This window comes from Shewanella sp. VK101 (assembly GCF_056497865.1).
The window spans coordinates 4,161,621-4,180,869 of sequence record NZ_CM151402.1 but is presented as its reverse complement, the minus strand read 5'-3'; the positions used below and the strand labels follow the sequence as shown (position 1 = coordinate 4,180,869).

Here is a 19,249-nt window from a genome sequence, read left to right as displayed (position 1 = left end):
GGGTTTCATGGGTGCTTCCCTGTCTTGTCTGCTTGATCCTGTCCCAGATACTGTTCATCGCTGACCTTTTCCAGCCAACTGACATTACGGCCTTCATTGTCTTGACCCGTGACCACAAGATGTGTCATCGCAGTCTTGGGAGCTGCGCCATGCCAGTGCTTTATGCCTGCAGGGCACCAGATCACATCGCCTGGCTTTATCTGTTGTCGAGGTTTGCCCCATTCCTGTGTGTAGCCTACGCCCTGAGTCACAATAATTTGTTGGCCTTTGGGATGGATATGCCAGGCTGTGCGGGTACCAGGCTCAAAGGTGACATAGGCTGCAGATGCATTGATTTCATCGGTCGCAGGAAACAGTGGGTCGATACGTGCTGCACCAGTGAAAAATTGCTCTGGCCCGGCAATTGAAGGCCGGGAACCTGATTCTGAGATACTTTGCTTTGGCTGAGCAGCCACATTTGGCAGCGAAATGAGCAATAATGTGCAAGTGAATATGAAGTTGAGTTTCATTGCTTTACTCCTTGTTAGAGTGAGACTTGAGCTGTTTACTTTCGATAAGCCCCGCTTTTTCTATGCGGATTTTCTGCCTGCCTGAAAATTTCATCAGCTCTTTGCCAGTGTCTATCCGCCCTAGCGGGATCAAGCCTTGGGCGTAGCCGTGATCACGATAGAAAATGGCCAGATTCCCCCAAGGGGCGTAATAGGTGAGGTCGCCAACCTTGGCCGAATGTCCGCTGGGGACATCCAAGGTGGAGAGCTTTTTGGGTAAGTCCGCGATTTTCTCACTGGCGCCATAGTCGCTCAGTTCAAGTTCAAGGGGTAACAAGGCAAGAAAATCCCGGCTGGCAGAGTTGTCTTCCAGGCTCGCGACCAGGGTTTTGCCGTCCAGTAACAGAGTTATGCTGTGCATGATTTTTGTCTCCTCAATCTGAGTGGATAACCGGTCTTGAGCCTGAGACATTTGTCCTCCAAGGAAAGGCAGGACAAACATAAATGCCTTGGTTTTCTTTAAACAGGCTGTATTGGTCAAAGGCTTTGTCCATGTCATCGTCAGACCCTATCCTTTTGGCTTTTCGGGGTTTCGTAGCCTTGTGTTACCCCGACCAAAGCTGTGGATAGCAACAGCAGCAGGGCGCTGATACCAAAACAGAGTTGGTGGCCACCAATGTCGAATAACACACCTCCCAAGGTAGAACCCAAGGCGATAGAGAGCTGAATGACTGCGACCATCAGCCCACCGGCTGTTTCGGCCGATTGCGGAATAGTCCGTGGCACCCAGGCCCACCAACCCACAGGGGCGGCTGTGGCGATAAGTCCCCAGAGGAGTAACAACACAATCACCAAGATCAATTGAGTGCCAAAGAACGCCAAACCGATTGCGCTGACGGCCATCAACAAGGGCATGATTTTCAGCGTCAGATAAAATTGTCGTTTCAGAGCCCCATTGATAAGGCTGGTGCCTATGAGCCCGGCCAGGCCTATGAGCAACAGGATCAGTGATAATGGCTTTACAGCCACTTGTGTGACGCTTTCCAGAAAGGGGCGAACATAAGTGAATAGGGTAAACTGCCCCATAAACAAACTGGCAATCGCCAGCATACCGGCCAGCACTACTGGAGTGCGTAACAAGCCCAGTACCGCAAAAGTGCCGCGGATCCTCGCTGAACGCTCTCTAACCGGCATGGACGGCAGGCTAAGCCATTGCCAAATCAGGGTGATGACAGCTATTGGCAATAAACAGAGAAAGGCGCCTCGCCAACCAAGCAGTGAGCCCAGATAAGCGCCGAGAGGGGCTGCCAAAATCATCGCCAAGGCGTTCCCACCATTGAAGATGGCCAGCGCCTTGGGGACTTGTTCACTCGGTACCAAGCGCATGGCAATAGCCGCCGACATGGACCAGAATCCACCTATGACGACACCGATCAGTGCCCGGCCCAGCAAGTAACTGGCATAGCTATCGGACAGACCTATGATGAGGCCGGAAATCCCCATCAGCCCAGTCAGTCCCAGAAGCAGTGTTTTACGGTTTATCTTACCGGCCTGTACCGGGATAAGTAAGCTGGTCACCACGGCCAATATGCCGGAAATGGCTATCCCTTGGCCGGCCATACCTTCGGTTATCTGCAGGGATGAGGCTATAGGAGTCAACAGGCTGACCGGCATAAATTCAGACGCAATTAGGACGAAGACACATAACGACATGGCAAAGACACCACTCCAGCAGGCGGTATCTTCAGTGGTTGGAAGCGGATCTGTAACTGAATGGCTCATAGATTGAGGATTTCCCCTCTGGAGTAGCTGGCACTGGTAGCCGCTGTTGGATGAATTTATGACCAGCAGAATAGGTCTGGACGCCTGTGGTAACAAGCGCTCTAGATTCATTGAAACTATGAATTCAATTCATTGATAATGGATATTTTTCGGTTATATTGGCCGGGTTTTCGAAGTATTCTTGTGAATATTTGATTGATTGGATGAGCTGAAGGTCAAGCCGGGGAATAATATGAAGCGGGAAGAATTGAGTGATTTAACTCTATTTATGGCGGTCGCTGAAGAGCGCAGTTTTACTCGCGCGGCGACCCGACTCGAGCTGTCTCAATCCGCGGTCAGCCATGCAATAAGGCGCCTGGAAGAGGGGGTTGGTATCAAATTACTCAATCGTACTTCCCGTAAAGTGTCCACCACAGATGCAGGTGAAAAATTGTTGGCGGCCCTCAAGCCCGGGCTGGGGATGATCAATGCGAGAATTGAAGAGTTGCGACTATTGGGTGATGCCCCTAGAGGGCTGGTGAGACTGGCTACCAGTAAACCTGCGCTGCGAACCCTGCTGTGGCCCAAGTTGTCACAGATAGTGCGTGACTACCCGGAAGTGCAGATTGAGCTGAATCTGGAAAGTCGCCTCACGGATTTGACCGAAGAACGTTTCGATGCCGGGGTAAGGCTGCGGGAGTTTGTCGGCCCGGACATGATTGCCGTGAAAATTGGCCCCGCTGTGCGATTGGCAGCCGTGGCCACCCCTGAATACTTCAAACGCCATGGCGTGCCAAAGCACCCCCATGACTTGGACGAGCATGCTTGCCTAGTATTGAGGTTTCATGCTCATGCACCCGTCTATGACTGGGAGTTTGAAAAAGAGGGCGAAGAGATAGTCAAACATGTATCCGGCCCCTTTATTTTCAGTGAGAGTGATGTGTGTATTGAAGCGGCCAAGGCCGGGCACGGCATTGCCTTTGTTACCGAAGCCGAAGTGACGGAAGAGATAGAGAATGGATCCCTTCGGCGGGTGTTGGCCGATTGGTGTCCGCCGTTTGAAGGATACTGCCTGTGTTATTCCGGGCGGCGTAATATCAGTTCGGCATTCAGGTTGGTTATTGACAGACTCAGGTATGAGGGTAAGGATTGAACTGGCATCAAGGAGAACCGGCCCAAGGCATCTATTATTCAGGATACAATAAGTTTGTCGTTTGAATGAGCCAATAGCTGACCGAATAAAGCTATCCTTGTTCATCCCCAGGTTGAACCAGCTCAGCGTTAAACGTAACATAGCGTGCGCAAAAAGATGGCGCCTGAAAAAAGATGGAACATCTCCAGCGGTATCTTGTTTGCGGCACTGTAAGCCCTATCTCTTAAATCAATCGGTTCCCGTTATATGCTGCTGATGATCGACAACTATGATTCCTTTACCTTCAATCTGGTGCAGTATTTTCAGCAGTTGGGGCAGCAGCCTGTTATCAAGCGCAACGATGAGATTGGGCTCGATGAGATCCGCGAGCTGGCGCCGGATTATCTGGTGATCTCTCCCGGGCCCTGTAGCCCGGATCAGGCGGGGATCTCGCTGGCCGCCATCGAATATTTTGCCGGTAAGTTGCCTATCTTGGGTGTCTGTCTTGGACACCAGTCGCTGGCTCAGGTATTCGGTGCCAAGGTGGTTCGGGCCAAACGGGTGATGCATGGCAAGACATCGGCAATCAGTCACAATGGTCGCGGGCTGTTTCAAGGTCTGGCCAACCCCTTGACCGTGACCCGCTATCACTCGCTGCTGATTGACAGCGTGCCCGAAGGCTTCAGTCTGGATGCCTGGTATGATGACCCGGTACACGGGCGGGAAATCATGGCCATCAGCCATGCACAAAAACGCCTCTACGGCGTGCAGTTTCATCCTGAATCCATTCTGACCCAACAGGGGCTTGAACTGCTCAATAATTTCCTGCGTCTGGCTTAAGGAGCAGTGAGTCAGTCCCGGATTCGTACCAAGGCTCCATCCTTAACAAGCCTTTACAAGTTTTCAGCTTTTGCAGAACAACATCCTCTGGCAAATATGGTATAACAGGCCGCAATCGCTTGTTTTCTGTCATATGTCGCTTCCCGGCGGCCAAGATAACTATAAAAAAGGAAGGATGATGAAAAGCCTGATGCGTCATGCCGGTCTGAGTGTTTTGACTCTGGCCGTTCTCAGCGGCTGCGCCGCCACCGAGCCGCAACTCACCACCCAAGAGATCACCAACCCCAGCCAAACAGTACCCTTGGCAGCGCCTCCTGTGGCCGACAAGCCGTTAACTCTGAATCAAATTATGGCGGATCCAGATTGGATGGGACTCGCCCCCAAAGGTGCCTACTGGAGCGATGACAGCCACGCTGTGCTGTTCGCCCGCCAGCAGAGTGCATCTGTGCTGCGCAGTTACTATCGTCAGGGAGTGACAGACAAACAGGCGCAGGAGCTGGCGTTGTCTGAACTGCATACCGTCTCACAACGAGACGGTGTTCTGAGCCCGGATAAACGCCGCAAGGCTTATATCTATCAGGGCAACCTGTTCGTGAAGGCGCTCGATAGCGGTGAGATCACTCAGTTGACCCGGCAAAATACCAAGGTTGAAGGGCTGCGTTTTTTAGCGAATGGCGATCTTGCCTATTGGCAGGCGGGGCAGATATTCAGATTGCATGCAGACTCAGGCCTTGTGGAGCAGCTCGCGGATATCAAGATGACCAAAGAGCCGGCACAGACCAAAGAGCCGGAAACTTATCTCGCCAAGGAGCAACACAAGCTGATCCGCTATGTGGCCAAACAGCAGGAAAACGCCAAGGCTCGGGAGACATATCAGCAGCAGTTACAGAATGAAGACCCGACCCTGTCGGCCAAGCCTTGGTATCTGGGTGAGAGTGAGCAGCTGGTGGAACTGAGCCTGTCGCCGGATGGCCGCTATGTGCTGCTGGCGTTGCAGGACAAGAGTTACAACTGGCGTGGCGAGCATGACATCATGCCCAACTATCTTGGCAAAGATGGCTATGTCGATCCTGTGCCCGTGCGAGCCAGAGTGGCTGAAGACAAGGCACCAGGGCAGCGCTTGGTACTGCTGGACTTGCAGCAGCAGAGTAAGAAAGAGATAACCATCGAAGGTTTGTTAGGCTACAACCAGGATGTGTTGGCCGGCGTCAAGGCCGAAAACGCCAAGGCGAAGGGGGAGCGCTACGAAAGTGAAAAAGTCCCGCGCAAGATCCAACTGATGCAGGATTGGGGCTGGAGTCAGAGCGCCATTCAATGGCAAGACTCAGGCAAGCGCTTGGCCGTAATGCTGGAAGCCGTGGACAACAAAGACCGGTGGCTGGCCAGTGTCGATCTGGCCAAGGGCAAGCTGGTCACTGAGCACAGGCTGCATGACGATGCCTGGGTCAACTATGACTACAATCAGTACGGCTGGTTACCCGGCAGCGAGACCCTTTACTACCTGTCGGAAGAGAGTGGTTATTCGCAGCTGTATCTCAAGCCGCTCGGTGGCAAGGCGCGGGCTTTGACCTCGGGCAAGTTCGTGATCAGTGACATCACCCTGAGCCCGGATAACCGTTATATCTACTACAAGGCCAACAAAGAACACCCCGGCAAGTACAATGTTTATCGGGTTGAGATAAGTAGCGGCAAGGATGAGCAGTTGACCCAGTGGAACGGAGTGCTCGACTACAGCCTGAGCCCGGATGGCCGTTCGCTGCTGTTGACCGCCTCCAGCCTGACCCAGCCGGATGAGCTCTATATTCAAGCCATAGGCGGTGAGCTGACCCAACTGACCCATTACACCAGCGACAGCTTCAAGAGCTATCCTTGGCAGGCGCCTGAGGTGGTTGCCGTGCCTTCCAGCCATGGCGCAGGTAACGTCTATGCCAGGGTGTATCTGCCGGCTGGTTTCGACAAAGATCGCGCCGAGTCATATCCGGCGGTGATCTTCAATCATGGTGCCGGTTATCTGCAGAATGCCCATTATGGGTTTTCCGGTTATTTCCGTGAGTTCATGTTCCATAACCTGCTGGCACAGCAGGGATATGTGGTGATGGACATGGATTATCGCGGCTCCAAAGGCTATGGCCGCGACTGGCGCACCGCCATCTACCGTAATATGGGGCATCCGGAAGTGGAAGACTTGGCCGATGGTGTCAAATGGATGAGCCAGCATGCCAATGTTGATGCCAAGCGGGTAGGCACCTATGGTGGTTCTTACGGTGGTTTTTTGACCTTTATGGCACTGTTTACCCAACCCGAGTTGTTCCAGGCCGGCGCCGCGCTGCGGCCTGTGACCGACTGGGCTCACTATAATGCGCCTTATACCTCGAACATACTCAACACCCCGGATGTTGACCACATCGCCTATGAACGCAGCTCGCCCATCTATCATGCCGAGGGCTTGCAAAAGCCGCTGCTGATCATGAGCGGGGTAATGGACGACAACGTGTTCTTCCAGGACAGTGTCCGCCTGGTGCAGCGACTGATAGAGCTGGAAAAGCCGATGTTTGAGACGGCTATCTACCCGGTTGAACCCCATGGCTTCAGACAGCCATCGAGCTGGCTGGACGAGTATCGCCGCATTTATAAGTTGTTTGAACAAGAGTTGAAATAGTCACTTTGCAGGCCTCATTCGAGGCCTGTTTCTTTTTGGTATCAAGATTTTGCCGGTGTGACCGCTATATATATAACCCTAAAGGGACTAACATAAAAACACAGGGCCCGGGTGCGGGCGTGGCAGGAAGGCAACATTTTGGGCTTGTCGGTAGCGGGTGGGGTCAAACCCGGCAGTGTAATAGAGATAGAGCAGCGTCTGTATCAGCAGTTGATACTGGGCAAGCAACGCATTGACAGTGGTGACGATGAGCTTGAACCTGAGCTGGAGGCGGTGGCCTTCAAGCTTGAGGTTGAGCGCGAGGCGACTCTGGAGCGGCTCGCCAGGCAGCAACAGGCCAAGGCGCTTTATCAAAGAGTATCGGCTCAATTGACCGATACCCTGGCGGCTGAGCTTGGCAACCGTCTGGCTTCCATCGAAGAAGTGACACGCTTATCAGGCATCACAGATAAACAGATCTTGCTGCTGGAATTATTGCAGCACCCAAGGCTTGATCTGGCACGCCTTCGTCCGGTCGTTGCCGAGCAGAGTTGGCTGGTGAGAGACTTGAGTTCTCTGGTGAACAGCCCATCCTTCAGGGCCCGCAGGCCGCAGAATCTGGATGTGCAACTGACAGATCTCAAGCTGGTGCTCAGCTATATAGGTGTTGAGCACTTGCGGGTATTGATCCCTTACTACACCTGTCGTCATTGGCTGCCTACAGGCCACGCCAGTTTACTTTGGACTGTGCGCAAGCTATGGCGTTTCTCTCAGGTGCAGGGCATTGCCGCCAGAACCCTGGCCAAGTTGCATGACTTGGATGCCCCAATGCTGTACGCGGTTTCCTTGATGCAGCAACTGGGGATCTCAGTGCTGCTCTCCATGAGCGCCAAGTTGTTTGAGCAGTTGCGCGGCTCATGGCTCAGGGAGGCGAGCAGCGACAGGGATAAGGCGCTCTATGATGCCATAGCCCTGTGTGATTTCCCCGCCACCTTGGTCTATTCCCTGGTCAAGCAGCATGCGCTATCACTCAATTGGCAACTGCCAACCCAGCTTGGGTTTGCGGATGCGGCCATGGTGACTCTGCTCAAGGAGCGGGACACGGCCCTTGGCTTCAGTCAGTTGTCACCCAATGCGGCAGTGCTGGCCAAAGCCGATTGTTTTGCCAAGTGTTTTTTACTGGAAGAGATGCGGCAACTGGAATTCAGGGACAGGCGGATCATGATGGCGTATCATGAGCTCACGGAACAGGAACTCATTCGTCTCAAAGGCCAGAATTACCGCAAACCCGAGCTGCTTTAAGCCGTTGCGGAGCCTGTAGGCCTTCCATGGAGGAGCTATGCCCAGTTGGCAAGCCTCGGTATTGAACCGGTTGTTAACTTACGTGGCGCGGCCATCGGTCAGTCGCGGCAGTGCCAAAGTGCCTCTGTGCGGCATTCGCCGGCGCTTACTGGAGATGGATCGCCGCTGGTTGGGCTGGCCGCAGGAACTCAAGGTCGAGCACTGGCCGCTGAGCCACTCGCCACTCATCCATTACCAGCTGCCGCAGCCAAGAGAAGTCAGCCTCTTCTATATTCGCGGCGGCGGCTTCTGTTTCAAGACACCCCATGCCCATGCCCGTTTCCTGGCCGATATTATGCGGCGCAGTCTGGCGGACTGCTATGTGCCCGATTATCGTCTGGCGCCGGAGCACCCGTTTCCGGCAGCCTGTGATGATGTGCTGGAAGCTTATCGGATGACACTTGAGCATTGTGACCCGGACAAACTGGTGCTGATGGGCGACTCTGCCGGAGGCAATCTGGCCTTGAGCCTGTTGTTGCAGCTGAAACAGCTCGAGTTGCCGTTGCCGAGAGCCTGCGTGTTGCTCTCTCCGGCGCTGGATCTCGGCATCACAGGTGATACCGAGCGCATTCTGGCGGCCGATGATCCCTTGTTCACCATTGAATCACTGCTCAGACTCAGGGGGGCGTATCTCGCCGGTAGTAACCCCATGTCTGAGCGGGTTTCGCCGCTTTATGGTTGCTTTAACGATCTGCCGCCCATCTTGCTGCTGGCCGGTACCCGTGAGCTGCTGCTACAGGATGCCGAGCGCCTGCAACAGGCGGTATTGCGCGACGGAGGCCGGATAGAAGTCGGTTTCTACCTCAATATGCCCCATGTCTTTCCACTATTTGAACTCTTGCCCGAGGCCATGGAAGCCAGGGGCCAAATCGCTGCTTTTATACGCAATAATCTACTGTTATGATTGTCGTTAACTATTCAAAATAGGTGAATAGTTAACGAATTCGGTGTCAGTTGAGATTTTTTGTGACTATTTATGCCGTTAAACGGCAGATATTTGCCTGCTTAATTCTCAAACTCAGATCTTTATGCACTTATAGGCCAAGGCATTGCTCCTGCATATTGATCAAACTGGTATTTTGATCACAATTTCGCTAATAATGACACCTAAGCAACACAAGTAAGTGCAGTTTTACTCACAAAAAATAAAGATTAACTGCTTAAAACGGTGGCCGACAGAGCCGCCGACAACACAAAGGATGAGAAGGAATGAGTGTAAACATGAATTTGACACGTGCCCAGTTTGATGAAGTCATGGTGCCTAATTATGCACCGTCACCCGTTATCCCGGTTCGTGGCGATGGCAGTCGTGTTTGGGATCAGGAAGGCAAAGAGTATGTCGACTTTGCCGGTGGTATTGCAGTTAACTGTTTGGGCCACTGTCATCCAGCCGCCGTTGAGGCGCTTAAGGCGCAGGGCGAAAAACTCTGGCACTTGTCCAATGTGATGACCAATGAGCCGGCACTGGCATTGGCGACCAAACTGGTTAACGCCACTTTTGCCGACAAGGTCTATTTCGCCAACTCAGGTGCCGAAGCCAATGAAGCGGCCCTGAAACTGGCCCGCCGCTATGCTCTGGATAATTTCGGCGCCGAAAAAGATCAGATTATCGCCTTCGACAAAGCCTTCCACGGCAGAACCTTCTTTACCGTCAGCGTAGGTGGCCAGGCCGCCTACTCAGATGGTTTTGGCCCCAAGCCGCAGGGGATCACACACCTGCCATTCAACGATGTTGCCGCATTGGAAGCCGCGGTGTCGGACAAGACCTGTGCCATCATGCTGGAGCCGCTGCAGGGTGAGGGCGGTATCATAAACGCCACTCCGGAATTTTTGGCCAAGGTGCGTGAACTGGCCGACAAGCACAATGCATTGGTGGTGTTCGATGAAGTGCAAACCGGCGTTGGCCGTACCGGCGAGCTGTATGCCTACATGGGGACAGATATAGTGCCGGACATTCTCACCACTGCCAAGGCTCTGGGCGGCGGTTTCCCCATCGCGGCCATGCTGACCACTGACAAGATTGCCGCTCATCTTAAAGTGGGCACCCATGGTTCCACCTATGGTGGTAACCCTCTGGCCTGCGCCGTCAGCAACGCGGTATTTGATCTAGTCAATACCCCCGAAGTGCTGCAGGGCGTTAAGCGTCGTGAGCAACTGCTGCGTGATGGCCTGGAAAAAATCAATGCCAAGTACCAGGTGTTTTCCGAGGTGCGCGGCAAGGGACTGTTGCTCGGCGCCGTGTTGAATGAACAGTATCAGGGACGCAGCCGTGAGTTTCTGTTGGCCTCGGTCGACAATGGCCTGATGACACTAATGGCCGGTGCCAATGTGGTTCGTTTTACTCCTTCTTTGATCATCCCTGAAAGTGATATTGCCGAGGGTCTGGCACGCTTTGAAAAAGCGGTCGCCAAGGTGGTTGCCGCCTGATCCCCGTGGGCCTAGGCCCACTTAGCGCAATAGACTCACAGCTGCTGTTCTGACGGGCGGGCCCGACGGAGCAGCAACTGTGGATGAGTGGAGATTTAACCATGTTAATCATACGGCCTATCCGAGCCTCAGATTTCCCGGCGCTGCGCTGTATCGCCGAAGAATCGGGCCATGGATTCACCTCGCTGCCGGTCAATGATGAGCTGCTGACCCGCAAGATTGCCCGTTCGGAAGCTTCTTTCGCCAAGGCGGTGGAAACGCCTTTTGATGAAGGCTACCTCATGGTGCTGGAAGACACAGAGACCCAGGAGGTCGTGGGCACCTGTGGTCTGGAAGCCGCGGTGGGAATGGAAGATGCTTTCTATCATTACCGTTTGGGCACAGAGGTTTATCATTCGTCGCAGATAGAAGTACGTAACGAGGTTGAAACCCTCAGCCTGTGCCATGACTACACTGGTGCCGCCGAGCTCTGCACCCTGTTTCTGAGAGACTCCTACCGCAAGGGCAACAATGGCCGCATGCTGTCACGCAGCCGCTTTCTGTTTTTGGCCCAGCATGCCAATCGGTTCGGTGAAACTGTTATTGCCGAGATGCGCGGGGTCAGCGATGAAAACGGTAATTCCCCTTTCTACGGCTGGCTGCAGCAAAACTTCCTCGGCATAGACTTTATTCAAGCCGATTACCTCTCTGGTCTGGGGCAGAAGGCCTTTATGGCCGAGATGATGCCCCGCAGCCCTGTCTATGTCTGCCTGTTGCCCGAAGCGGCGCAGAAGGTTATCGGTGAAGTGCACACCAATACACGCCCGGCCCTGAGCCTGTTACAGGCGGAAGGTTTCCGCTGGCGCAACTATGTGGATATTTTTGATGGTGGCCCCACGGTTGAATGCAATCTGGCGGACATTCGCTCCGTGCGCGAGAGTCGCCTGCTGACGGTGCGTATCGGCGATATGCCCCAATCAAAGGACAGCTTTATTCTCTCCAACACCCATTTGGCAGACTACCGTGCCGGTTCGGCCAAGTTGGCGCTGACAGACGACAGTGAAGAAGTGATCCTGTCGAGCGAGTTGGCCGCCGCACTCTTGGTGGCAGACGGGCAATCGGTCAGGGTATTGGCAATATAGGAACAGCATAATGACACAATTTATCAAGGGCCAATGGCTCGCTGGCGAAGGCCAGGCAATGAGTTCAAGCAACCCGGCCAACAGCGAACCCCTGTGGCAGGGGAATGCCGCTACCCCGGCTCAAGTAGAAGCTGCCGTTGCAGCCGCCAGAGAGGCGCAGTTTGACTGGTTTATGCTCGGCTTTGACGGCCGCCTGCAGGTGATAGAGGCCTATCGCGATCAGCTGGAAGCCCATAAGGCGGAAATCGCCGACACCATAGCGCAGGAAACCGGTAAGCCACTGTGGGAAACGGCCACCGAGGCGGGTGCCATGATAGGCAAAATTGGTCTGTCGGTCGCGGCTTATCACAAGCGTACCGGTGAAACTGAAAATGAACTGCCTGCCGGACGAGCCGTGCTGAGACATAAGCCCCACGGCGTAGTGGCGGTCTTTGGGCCTTATAACTTCCCAGGGCATCTGCCCAACGGCCATATAGTACCGGCTTTGCTGGCGGGCAATACCGTGGTATTCAAGCCATCGGAACTGACGCCAAAAGTGGCTGAGCTGATGCTCAAGCTGTGGGAGAAAGCCGGCCTGCCCGCCGGGGTCATCAATCTGGTGCAGGGCGAAGTGGAAACCGGCAAAGCGCTGGCTTCACATCCTCAGCTTGATGGTCTGTTCTTTACCGGCAGCTCCCGCACCGGCCACTTGCTGCATCAGCAGTATGCCGGTCATCCGGGCAAGATCCTTGCCCTGGAAATGGGCGGTAACAATCCGCTTATCGTCAAAGGGATCAGTGATATCAAGGCGGCTGTGCACGAAATTATTCAATCTGCCTATATCTCCAGTGGCCAGCGTTGTACCTGTGCCCGCCGTCTCTACATAGAGAAAGGTGAGCAGGGCGATGCTTTGATTGCCGCACTGGTTGCGGCGGTCAAAGCGATAGCTGTCGGCCCCTGGAATGCCGAACCTCAGCCCTTTATGGGCTCGATGATCTCTGAAGCGGCAGCCAAGGGAATGGTCGCGGCGCAGCGTAATCTGCAGAATCTCGGCGGGGTCTCGCTGGTGGAACTGACCCATATTGAGAGCGGTACCGGCCTGGTGTCTCCTGGGTTGATTGATGTTACCGAGGTGATTGAACTGCCTGATGAAGAGTATTTCGGACCCTTGCTGCAACTGGTGCGTTACAGCAGCTTTGACCAGGCGATTTCGCTGGCCAATGATACCCGCTATGGCCTTTCTGCCGGCCTGCTGGCCGATAGCCGTGAAGACTATGACTATTTCCTGGCACGAATTCGTGCCGGCATAGTGAACTGGAACAAGCAGATCACCGGAGCCTCTGGTGCGGCGCCATTCGGCGGTGTCGGGGCATCGGGTAACCACAGAGCCAGCGCCTTCTATGCGGCCGACTATTGTGCTTATCCCGTGGCTTCCATGGAGGCCGATGGTCTGAGTTTGCCACAGGCATTGAGTCCGGGACTTAGCCTCTGACAGTGAAGGGAAGCGCAGTGGCGCTTCCCTTTTTTGAACATACCATTTGCCTTTGGGCAAACTGCATTACACAGGGAATAACCATGCATACAGATATCAATGCGCTGTTCAATGCCATGTGGCAGGACTATATCAAGATGACGCCATCGGCGGCCAAAGTGCACCAGCTGTTGGGGCAAGGCAAGGCGATTATTAACGACCATATCGCCTTGCGTACATTCAATCTGCCCAAGGTGGGCTTGGATGTGCTGGCAGCCCATTTCGAAGCGCTGGGCTATGTGGCTTGCGGCGATTATCGCTTTGAGCAGAAAAAGCTGGTGGCAAAGCACTTTGAGCATCCGGACCCGACTCAGCCCAAGGTCTTTATTTCTGAGCTGCTGGTGGAAGAGTTCAGCCCAGAGTTGCAACAGCGGGTTGCCGACTTGGTTGAGCAGATCCCAACCCAGGCTTTGACCGCAGATAACTTTACTTATTCCGGCAGACACTGGCAGCTTGACTATGACACCTACCAAGCCCTGCTCGCCGAGAGTGAGTATGCTGCCTGGGTTGCCGCCTTTGGTTATCGTGCCAACCACTTTACCGTGTCTGTGAACCACCTGGCCGAATTCAGCACCCTGGCTGCCGTCAATACCGCGCTCAAGGAGGCTGGTTTTACCCTCAACAGTGTTGGCGGTGAGATCAAGGGCTCGGCCGAAGTCTTGCTGGAACAGTCTTCCACCATGGCCGACAGAATCCCCGTTGCCTTCGATGACAAGACGGTAGAGATCCCCAGTTGTTTCTATGAATTTGCCCTGCGTTATCCCAAAGCTGATGGTGAACTCTATACCGGCTTTGTTGCTGCCTCGGCAGATAAGATTTTTGAGAGTACCAACGTCAAGTCGTAACAGTGCTTAATTAGTTACAGAATGGCCTCCTTAATTAAGGAGGCTTTTTTGTAAGTAAACAAAACATCATGCTTAATATAGTGAAGCATTAATGTTGTTATGATGTTTTAATTATGTTTTTCGTTGGTGTTAATTTGCCAAGGTTAATTTATTTTTATGATGTTTTTTATGATATATACCCAGTTTTTAATCTATTTAGACTAGTCATTAAGTGTTGGTGTTGATCGCTGTGTTTTTCATGATTATGCTGTTTACATAAGTAACAATATGTATTGAATGCATTCGAGCTAATATCGAGACGCTATTCCGTTTGGGGCGGCGGAAAATCACATGAATAAGAGAAATAAGTCGAATAGTAAATTGCAGAGCTTGGTCAAGTTGGCCATGCCTTTGCTATTGTTTTTGGCTTTTTCTAATGCAGCGATATCTAATGAGTTTGAAGAAGTTAATACGCTGATATCTATTGCCAAACAGAACGCGTCACCGGTAAATCAGTTGGCAATCTATTCTCTCTCCTTGCCTTGTATTATGGCCGTTAAACTGGCGGATAACGCCGTCTTGGCCGAAGTGTTTAAAGCCATTACAGTCAGTTGGTTTATTTTGTTCTTATGCGGGCCCCGTATTCCCAACCTGGGTGTCCCGCAACTTTCCTTTGGTTGGATGCCCTATTGGGCGCAATTACTCCTCGAATGGGTAAAACCTATTCGTGGCAGTACCTCTTAGACTGGAATTATCTCCAGATTAATTCGTTTTAAATAAATTAAGGCTTTTAAATATGAGATCCGGTAAATATCACCGCGATCTGGCCTTGTCACGCATAATAAAAAGTAAAAAAGCAAAGACGAGCTTCCCTTTGCTGGGCTTACTATTGCTTGCGGGACAAGCTCAGGCGGTTAATGAGTTTGAACTCAAACAGGAAGAATTCGGCGAATGGACTGCCTATTTCAATGCGTCTTATACCCGCAATGTCTACAGTGAGTCGGCCTTCGATGCGTATCGGGCTTATAGCCTGGATGCCAGGGTCGATTACAACAGTGATTGGGGCAGTGTGCTGCTGACCTTTGGCGGTGAAAAAGAGACGCTGCACGGTAAGGAGTCGAGCTTTTTTGACCCCTTGCTCGAGTATCGGACGCCACTCTATTCTCTGACCGAGACTCTATCACTCAAGGGCAGTGTCGGAGTCTATCTGCCGGCGGCGCATTACACCAAGCTGGATAGACTGGAGTATGCCCCCAGAGTGGCGGCTTATCTCTTCTATCGCCCTGAGGGCAACTTCAGCTTCTACCTGTCTCCCAGATACAGGTACAACGCCTACAAGTACAAGACCGCCGGTGAGCGGGTGCTGATTGAACATCAGGTCGATCTGGTGGCCGATGCCTATTGGCAGTTTGCCAGTAATTGGTACCTGGATATCAGCGGCCGCTATCGGATGTCGAAGAATTACCGTGGTCGTCGTATGGATGACCAATTCACCTTTGCCCAGGAACTGGGATGGATGCCTGCCGAGAGTTGGACATTGGCCATTGGCCATAACAACAGCGGCCGTTTCTACCACCCGGAACTGGGGCCTTCCGAAGGATTTGAGCTGTATGACAAGCGCAGCTCCACCTTCTATTTCTCAGTAACAAAATACCTATAAACTCAATTTATTCAGAGGATTAAATGAAGAAGTCAAGTCTGAGCCTGGCGATAGCAGCCAGCCTGGCACTCGCAGGATGTGGGGCAGGAGAAGAACCATACAAGGAGTTGCCCAAAGATGAGAAACAGATTAGCAGCGACTCGATAGAGAAGGCCGGTGAGCGCCAATACCTCTATATCCGCAGTGTCGGCAAGGCGCCGCGTTATGCCGCCGCTATCCGCGGCTTCAGCCAGGGGGATCCCAAGTTGGTGACCCTGCACAAGACAGAGAATGGTATTCAGGTTCGCCAGTTGGACCGGGACGCCATAGGTCTTGGTCATGACAGCCGCTACCAGGAGGGCATCAACCAGGCCCCGGTACTGACTATCCCCGGTGAGTACATAGACTTCAGATGTACCGAAGACAAGTGGCGTGAATGCATCAACGTCGAGCAGGTCAATACAGATGCCAACCTGACCTGGCAGGACAAGCGCTTCTTTGTGCCTGACTTTGCCGACACCAAGATTGCCGAGCTGGGGATCAACGATATCTTTATGTTTGGTGAGTGTGTCACCGAAACTGAATCCCCAAAACTGGTCAATGCCGGAGCCTACAAAGGCTATGAAATGGACCTGGACAAGGGCGTGATCAACTTCGAGATTGAACACACCTATCAGGCATCGGGCCAGTGTTTCAATCAGTTTTACGGTGGCAATCTGGATAATCTGTCGTTCACCACCACGGAATTTATCTCCATAGTGGCGCTGGATCAGCTGGCCAGTGAAGATTATCAAGCCATTCCTTACAGCGAGCATGAGAAGGGCACCTTTGGTTTCTTCAACTCCAGTCACAGCTATCGGGACAGAACCGACTCAGAAGGGGTGGATGGCTATGTTCGTACCTACCTGAACCGCTTCAACCCGGCTAAGAGTGAGTTGGTGTACTACTTGTCCAACAACTTCTATGAAGCCAAGAACAAGCCTTTCCTGGATGCGGCTATCGAATCTGTGACCGCGATGAATATCGCCAACAGTCGTTATCATACCGGCTTGCCACAGATTAAGCTGGAGCAGGCGGGCGATAAACGCCATGGCGATCTGCGTTATAACCATATCACTCTGTTTGATGAGCCTCTGGATAACGGTCTGGCCGGTTACGGTCCATCAGCAGCCAACCCACTGACAGGGGAGATTGTCAGCGCCAGGGTTAACCAATACAGCTCCAACCTCAAGCAAGGCGCGGTGCGTTACTATCGGCAACTGATGCTGGATTATAACCGCGGCAAGTTGGATGCGGCTTCGGTCGAAGCGCTCACCGGCGTGCCTTATCAGCAAGCCGTGGTTAAGCCAGCGGCTTCCACCACATTGCAAGCTGTGCCTGCGGCGCTGGACAAGCCCGCCGATGTGATGGTAGCCGTCACTCCGGCAGCTCTGCCACTCAAGCCCGCTGAGCAGCAGTTCAACGCCTTGGCCGACTTCGATGAAGCCAGCCGTGACTATTGGTCCGAGCATACTTTGATGCATGTCGACACTGTGTTTGCCGCAGGTGGTCAGCAAAGAATGCTGCCGGCCGGCGTCAAGGACCACAAGATTGATTGGCAGAATGCCGAGTTGTGGGTCAATGGTGATGTTGGCGGTAAGCTGCAGGCATTCGAGAAGCTGAGCCTGGATCTGCAGGATAGCCTGAGCACTGCGCTGGCCGCCCAGGCCTTTGCCGGTACCCTGACCCATGAACTGGGCCACAACTTCGGCCTGAGACACAACTTCGCCGGTAGCCGCGATGGTGACAACACCTTCAACCAACAGGAAATGGAAACACTGAACCAGGCCTTTGCCGGTGCCGGTTATCCTGATCTGAAAGTGAACGCCGAGTTCTCCAGCCAGATGGACTACAACGTCAACCGTTTTGCGACCACTTTTGAGCCCTATGACCTGGCGGCGCTGCGTTTCGGTTATGCCCGTGAAGTTGAGGCCGACAACGGCGACTTTGTCTCCCTCAAAGACGAAGATGCCAAGCGTCGTGATGAGCTGCAAAAAGGAGTGATCCAGGGCGAGACACGTTTCGGTGCGCTCTACAACATTGCCCGCGACCACAAGCTGCGCAGCTATGCCTTCTGTACCGACGAGCATGTGTCGCTCAACAGCAACTGTAACCGCAGTGATGCCGGTCAGAACCTGGATGACATCGCCCAGTTCTATATCGACAGATATCAGGACAGCTATGAAACCAGTAACCTGAGACATAACCGTCAGTCGCTTTATGAAGACCACAGTCTGGGTTACACCATTGCCCGCAAGCGTCAGTTTGATGAGATCCGCCAGTTTATCGAAGATGTCAGCTTCCTCGAGGGGATCTTTGACTTGCCGGAAAACTTCTTCGCCAACGACTGTCAGCTGAAAGTCGCAGCCGGCCAGGATGCCTGGTATTGTGCCAACCAAAGGGCGATGAACAAGGCGGCAGACCTGTTCCTGCGCCTTGCCGGTGAAAATGATGCCGTGGTAGATGTCACCTTCCGCACTGCAGATGGCCAGGCAGCCCTGAGACAGCAGTACAACTTTGCCAAGTTGCTGGAACAGTATCGCTTCAAGAGCGCCGACATGACCATGAAGTTTGCTCCGGGTGAAGTGATCAGCAGGTTTGCCGATTCTCCAGAGGCATTGAAGGAACTGATTATCAACTATGGTATCAAGGAAGAGTTCCGGGATATGCTGAGCGCCGATGTGACCTTCGCCGGTCGTTTGTTGAACGGGATCAAGGCGCCTGAAGGCTCGCCCAACCATCCTTATGTCAACGAGCGTGATGTGCTTGGGGTATGGCCGGACAAACTGCTGGCAGTGCGTGCCTTGGTAAGTCGCACGACTCCGAGATCGACTTCCAGCCGTGGTCACAAGGCGCTGGTAGATCTGCCACAAACCGGCAAGCTGTTCGAAGATATGCTTTGCCGCATGGCGCTGGGTAATGGCCCGGATCTGGTCAGCAATGGCAAGCCTTTGTTTGCCGATGCCTGCAACAGCAGTCCTGAGCTGAAAACGTATCTGCCTTACTACAGCGATTTTGCCAGCCAGAGCATAGAGCCTCTGCCCAATTATGACCGCACAGTATCACGCTTCTTCGGCTTTGATACCGTCAATGGTCAACCCAAAGGCAAGAGCAACCTGCTGCAGATGATGCTGAGACAAGTGGTGTTGGCATCGGTCGACAGCGACTATCAGGGTGAGCAGAAGGCCAGGGTATGGCGTGAATATGTCGGTATTCATCAGGCTGCCCCTGGGCTGGATATGCAGGCTCAAGTGTCCCTTAACGGTAAAATCTACGCCGCGACCGCCGAGAATAAGTTGGCGCTGGCGCTGATTGCCCGCATCAAGGAGGTGGAGCAGTTTATCGCCTCGGCTTCTCCTGAACTGCTGGCGCAGCAGCTCAAGGGCGGCACTGTGGGTGAGATACTCAATGGTCAACTGAGCCGTGACCGTCTTGCTCTGAGCTACCTGCCTGTGCTTGATTAAACCAAGGTCTGACAGCTTGATAATA

The 19,249-nt window shown here is 53.3% G+C and carries 15 protein-coding genes; 12 read left to right on the top strand and 3 right to left on the bottom strand.

Annotation, left to right across the window (positions count from 1 at the left end; genetic code table 11):
• Positions 1–5: 5 nt before the first annotated feature.
• The 3 genes from ACSHSR_RS18550 to ACSHSR_RS18540 all read right to left on the bottom strand — a co-directional run bounded on the left by ACSHSR_RS18550 (position 6) and on the right by ACSHSR_RS18540 (position 2,270).
• Entirely contained in the window at positions 6–509 is a 504-nt protein-coding gene (locus ACSHSR_RS18550; protein ID WP_025011315.1) for a (R)-mandelonitrile lyase, read from the bottom strand.
• A 4-nt stretch (positions 510–513) separates the two neighbouring features.
• The gene (locus ACSHSR_RS18545; RefSeq protein WP_062793749.1) at positions 514–909 is read right to left on the bottom strand and encodes a cyclophilin-like fold protein; all 396 of its coding nucleotides are present in this window, start codon (positions 907–909) and stop codon (positions 514–516) included.
• A gap of 140 nt (positions 910–1,049) precedes the next feature.
• Positions 1,050–2,270: an MFS transporter gene (locus ACSHSR_RS18540; RefSeq protein WP_071239093.1), complete on the bottom strand. Its 1,221-nt coding sequence runs from the start codon at positions 2,268–2,270 to the stop codon at positions 1,050–1,052.
• A 232-nt stretch (positions 2,271–2,502) separates the two neighbouring features.
• Here ACSHSR_RS18540 and ACSHSR_RS18535 point away from each other — a divergent pair, with 232 nt between their 5' ends.
• The 12 genes from ACSHSR_RS18535 to ACSHSR_RS18480 all read left to right on the top strand — a co-directional run bounded on the left by ACSHSR_RS18535 (position 2,503) and on the right by ACSHSR_RS18480 (position 19,224).
• On the top strand, positions 2,503–3,402 hold the full coding sequence (locus ACSHSR_RS18535) for a LysR family transcriptional regulator (RefSeq protein WP_025011314.1): 900 nt from the start codon (positions 2,503–2,505) through the stop codon (positions 3,400–3,402).
• 246 nt (positions 3,403–3,648) lie between these two features.
• Positions 3,649–4,221, top strand: a complete 573-nt coding sequence (locus ACSHSR_RS18530) for an aminodeoxychorismate/anthranilate synthase component II (RefSeq protein ID WP_025889168.1) — start codon at positions 3,649–3,651, stop codon at positions 4,219–4,221.
• Between the two features lie 178 nt (positions 4,222–4,399).
• Positions 4,400–6,880, top strand: coding sequence for a S9 family peptidase (locus tag ACSHSR_RS18525; RefSeq protein ID WP_479631533.1), 2,481 nt, complete (start codon positions 4,400–4,402; stop codon positions 6,878–6,880).
• 138 nt (positions 6,881–7,018) lie between these two features.
• Complete coding sequence (locus ACSHSR_RS18520) at positions 7,019–8,161, top strand: HDOD domain-containing protein (protein WP_044733668.1); 1,143 nt, start codon at positions 7,019–7,021, stop codon at positions 8,159–8,161.
• Between the two features lie 37 nt (positions 8,162–8,198).
• Entirely contained in the window at positions 8,199–9,104 is a 906-nt protein-coding gene (locus ACSHSR_RS18515) for an alpha/beta hydrolase (protein WP_208139859.1), read from the top strand.
• 305 nt (positions 9,105–9,409) lie between these two features.
• The gene (locus ACSHSR_RS18510) at positions 9,410–10,627 is read left to right on the top strand and encodes an aspartate aminotransferase family protein (RefSeq protein ID WP_109247303.1); all 1,218 of its coding nucleotides are present in this window, start codon (positions 9,410–9,412) and stop codon (positions 10,625–10,627) included.
• 101 nt (positions 10,628–10,728) lie between these two features.
• The gene (astA, locus tag ACSHSR_RS18505) at positions 10,729–11,748 is read left to right on the top strand and encodes an arginine N-succinyltransferase (protein WP_025011311.1); all 1,020 of its coding nucleotides are present in this window, start codon (positions 10,729–10,731) and stop codon (positions 11,746–11,748) included.
• Between the two features lie 10 nt (positions 11,749–11,758).
• The gene (gene astD / locus ACSHSR_RS18500) at positions 11,759–13,219 is read left to right on the top strand and encodes a succinylglutamate-semialdehyde dehydrogenase (protein WP_335916274.1); all 1,461 of its coding nucleotides are present in this window, start codon (positions 11,759–11,761) and stop codon (positions 13,217–13,219) included.
• An 83-nt stretch (positions 13,220–13,302) separates the two neighbouring features.
• Positions 13,303–14,103, top strand: a complete 801-nt coding sequence (locus ACSHSR_RS18495) for a DUF1338 domain-containing protein (protein ID WP_025011309.1) — start codon at positions 13,303–13,305, stop codon at positions 14,101–14,103.
• 330 nt (positions 14,104–14,433) lie between these two features.
• Positions 14,434–14,826, top strand: a complete 393-nt coding sequence (locus ACSHSR_RS18490) for a hypothetical protein (protein WP_025889173.1) — start codon at positions 14,434–14,436, stop codon at positions 14,824–14,826.
• A gap of 52 nt (positions 14,827–14,878) precedes the next feature.
• Positions 14,879–15,742 (top strand): hypothetical protein, encoded by an 864-nt coding sequence (locus ACSHSR_RS18485; RefSeq protein WP_181317252.1) that lies wholly within the window; start codon positions 14,879–14,881, stop codon positions 15,740–15,742.
• A 23-nt stretch (positions 15,743–15,765) separates the two neighbouring features.
• Entirely contained in the window at positions 15,766–19,224 is a 3,459-nt protein-coding gene (locus tag ACSHSR_RS18480; RefSeq protein WP_479631032.1) for a zinc-dependent metalloprotease, read from the top strand.
• Positions 19,225–19,249 lie beyond the last annotated feature (25 nt).

Bases quoted from the DNA above. Each gene is read 5' to 3' on its own strand.
- ACSHSR_RS18550 (WP_025011315.1), bottom strand. From the start codon at position 509: ATGAAACTCAACTTCATATTCACTTGCACATTATTGCTCATTTCGCTG.
- ACSHSR_RS18545 (WP_062793749.1), bottom strand. From the start codon at position 909: ATGCACAGCATAACTCTGTTACTGGACGGCAAAACCCTGGTCGCGAGC.
- ACSHSR_RS18540 (WP_071239093.1), bottom strand. From the start codon at position 2,270: ATGAGCCATTCAGTTACAGATCCGCTTCCAACCACTGAAGATACCGCC.
- ACSHSR_RS18535 (WP_025011314.1), top strand. From the start codon at position 2,503: ATGAAGCGGGAAGAATTGAGTGATTTAACTCTATTTATGGCGGTCGCT.
- ACSHSR_RS18530 (WP_025889168.1), top strand. From the start codon at position 3,649: ATGCTGCTGATGATCGACAACTATGATTCCTTTACCTTCAATCTGGTG.
- ACSHSR_RS18525 (WP_479631533.1), top strand. From the start codon at position 4,400: ATGAAAAGCCTGATGCGTCATGCCGGTCTGAGTGTTTTGACTCTGGCC.
- ACSHSR_RS18515 (WP_208139859.1), top strand. From the start codon at position 8,199: ATGCCCAGTTGGCAAGCCTCGGTATTGAACCGGTTGTTAACTTACGTG.
- ACSHSR_RS18510 (WP_109247303.1), top strand. From the start codon at position 9,410: ATGAGTGTAAACATGAATTTGACACGTGCCCAGTTTGATGAAGTCATG.
- astA (WP_025011311.1), top strand. From the start codon at position 10,729: ATGTTAATCATACGGCCTATCCGAGCCTCAGATTTCCCGGCGCTGCGC.
- astD (WP_335916274.1), top strand. From the start codon at position 11,759: ATGACACAATTTATCAAGGGCCAATGGCTCGCTGGCGAAGGCCAGGCA.
- ACSHSR_RS18495 (WP_025011309.1), top strand. From the start codon at position 13,303: ATGCATACAGATATCAATGCGCTGTTCAATGCCATGTGGCAGGACTAT.
- ACSHSR_RS18490 (WP_025889173.1), top strand. From the start codon at position 14,434: ATGAATAAGAGAAATAAGTCGAATAGTAAATTGCAGAGCTTGGTCAAG.
- ACSHSR_RS18485 (WP_181317252.1), top strand. From the start codon at position 14,879: ATGAGATCCGGTAAATATCACCGCGATCTGGCCTTGTCACGCATAATA.
- ACSHSR_RS18480 (WP_479631032.1), top strand. From the start codon at position 15,766: ATGAAGAAGTCAAGTCTGAGCCTGGCGATAGCAGCCAGCCTGGCACTC.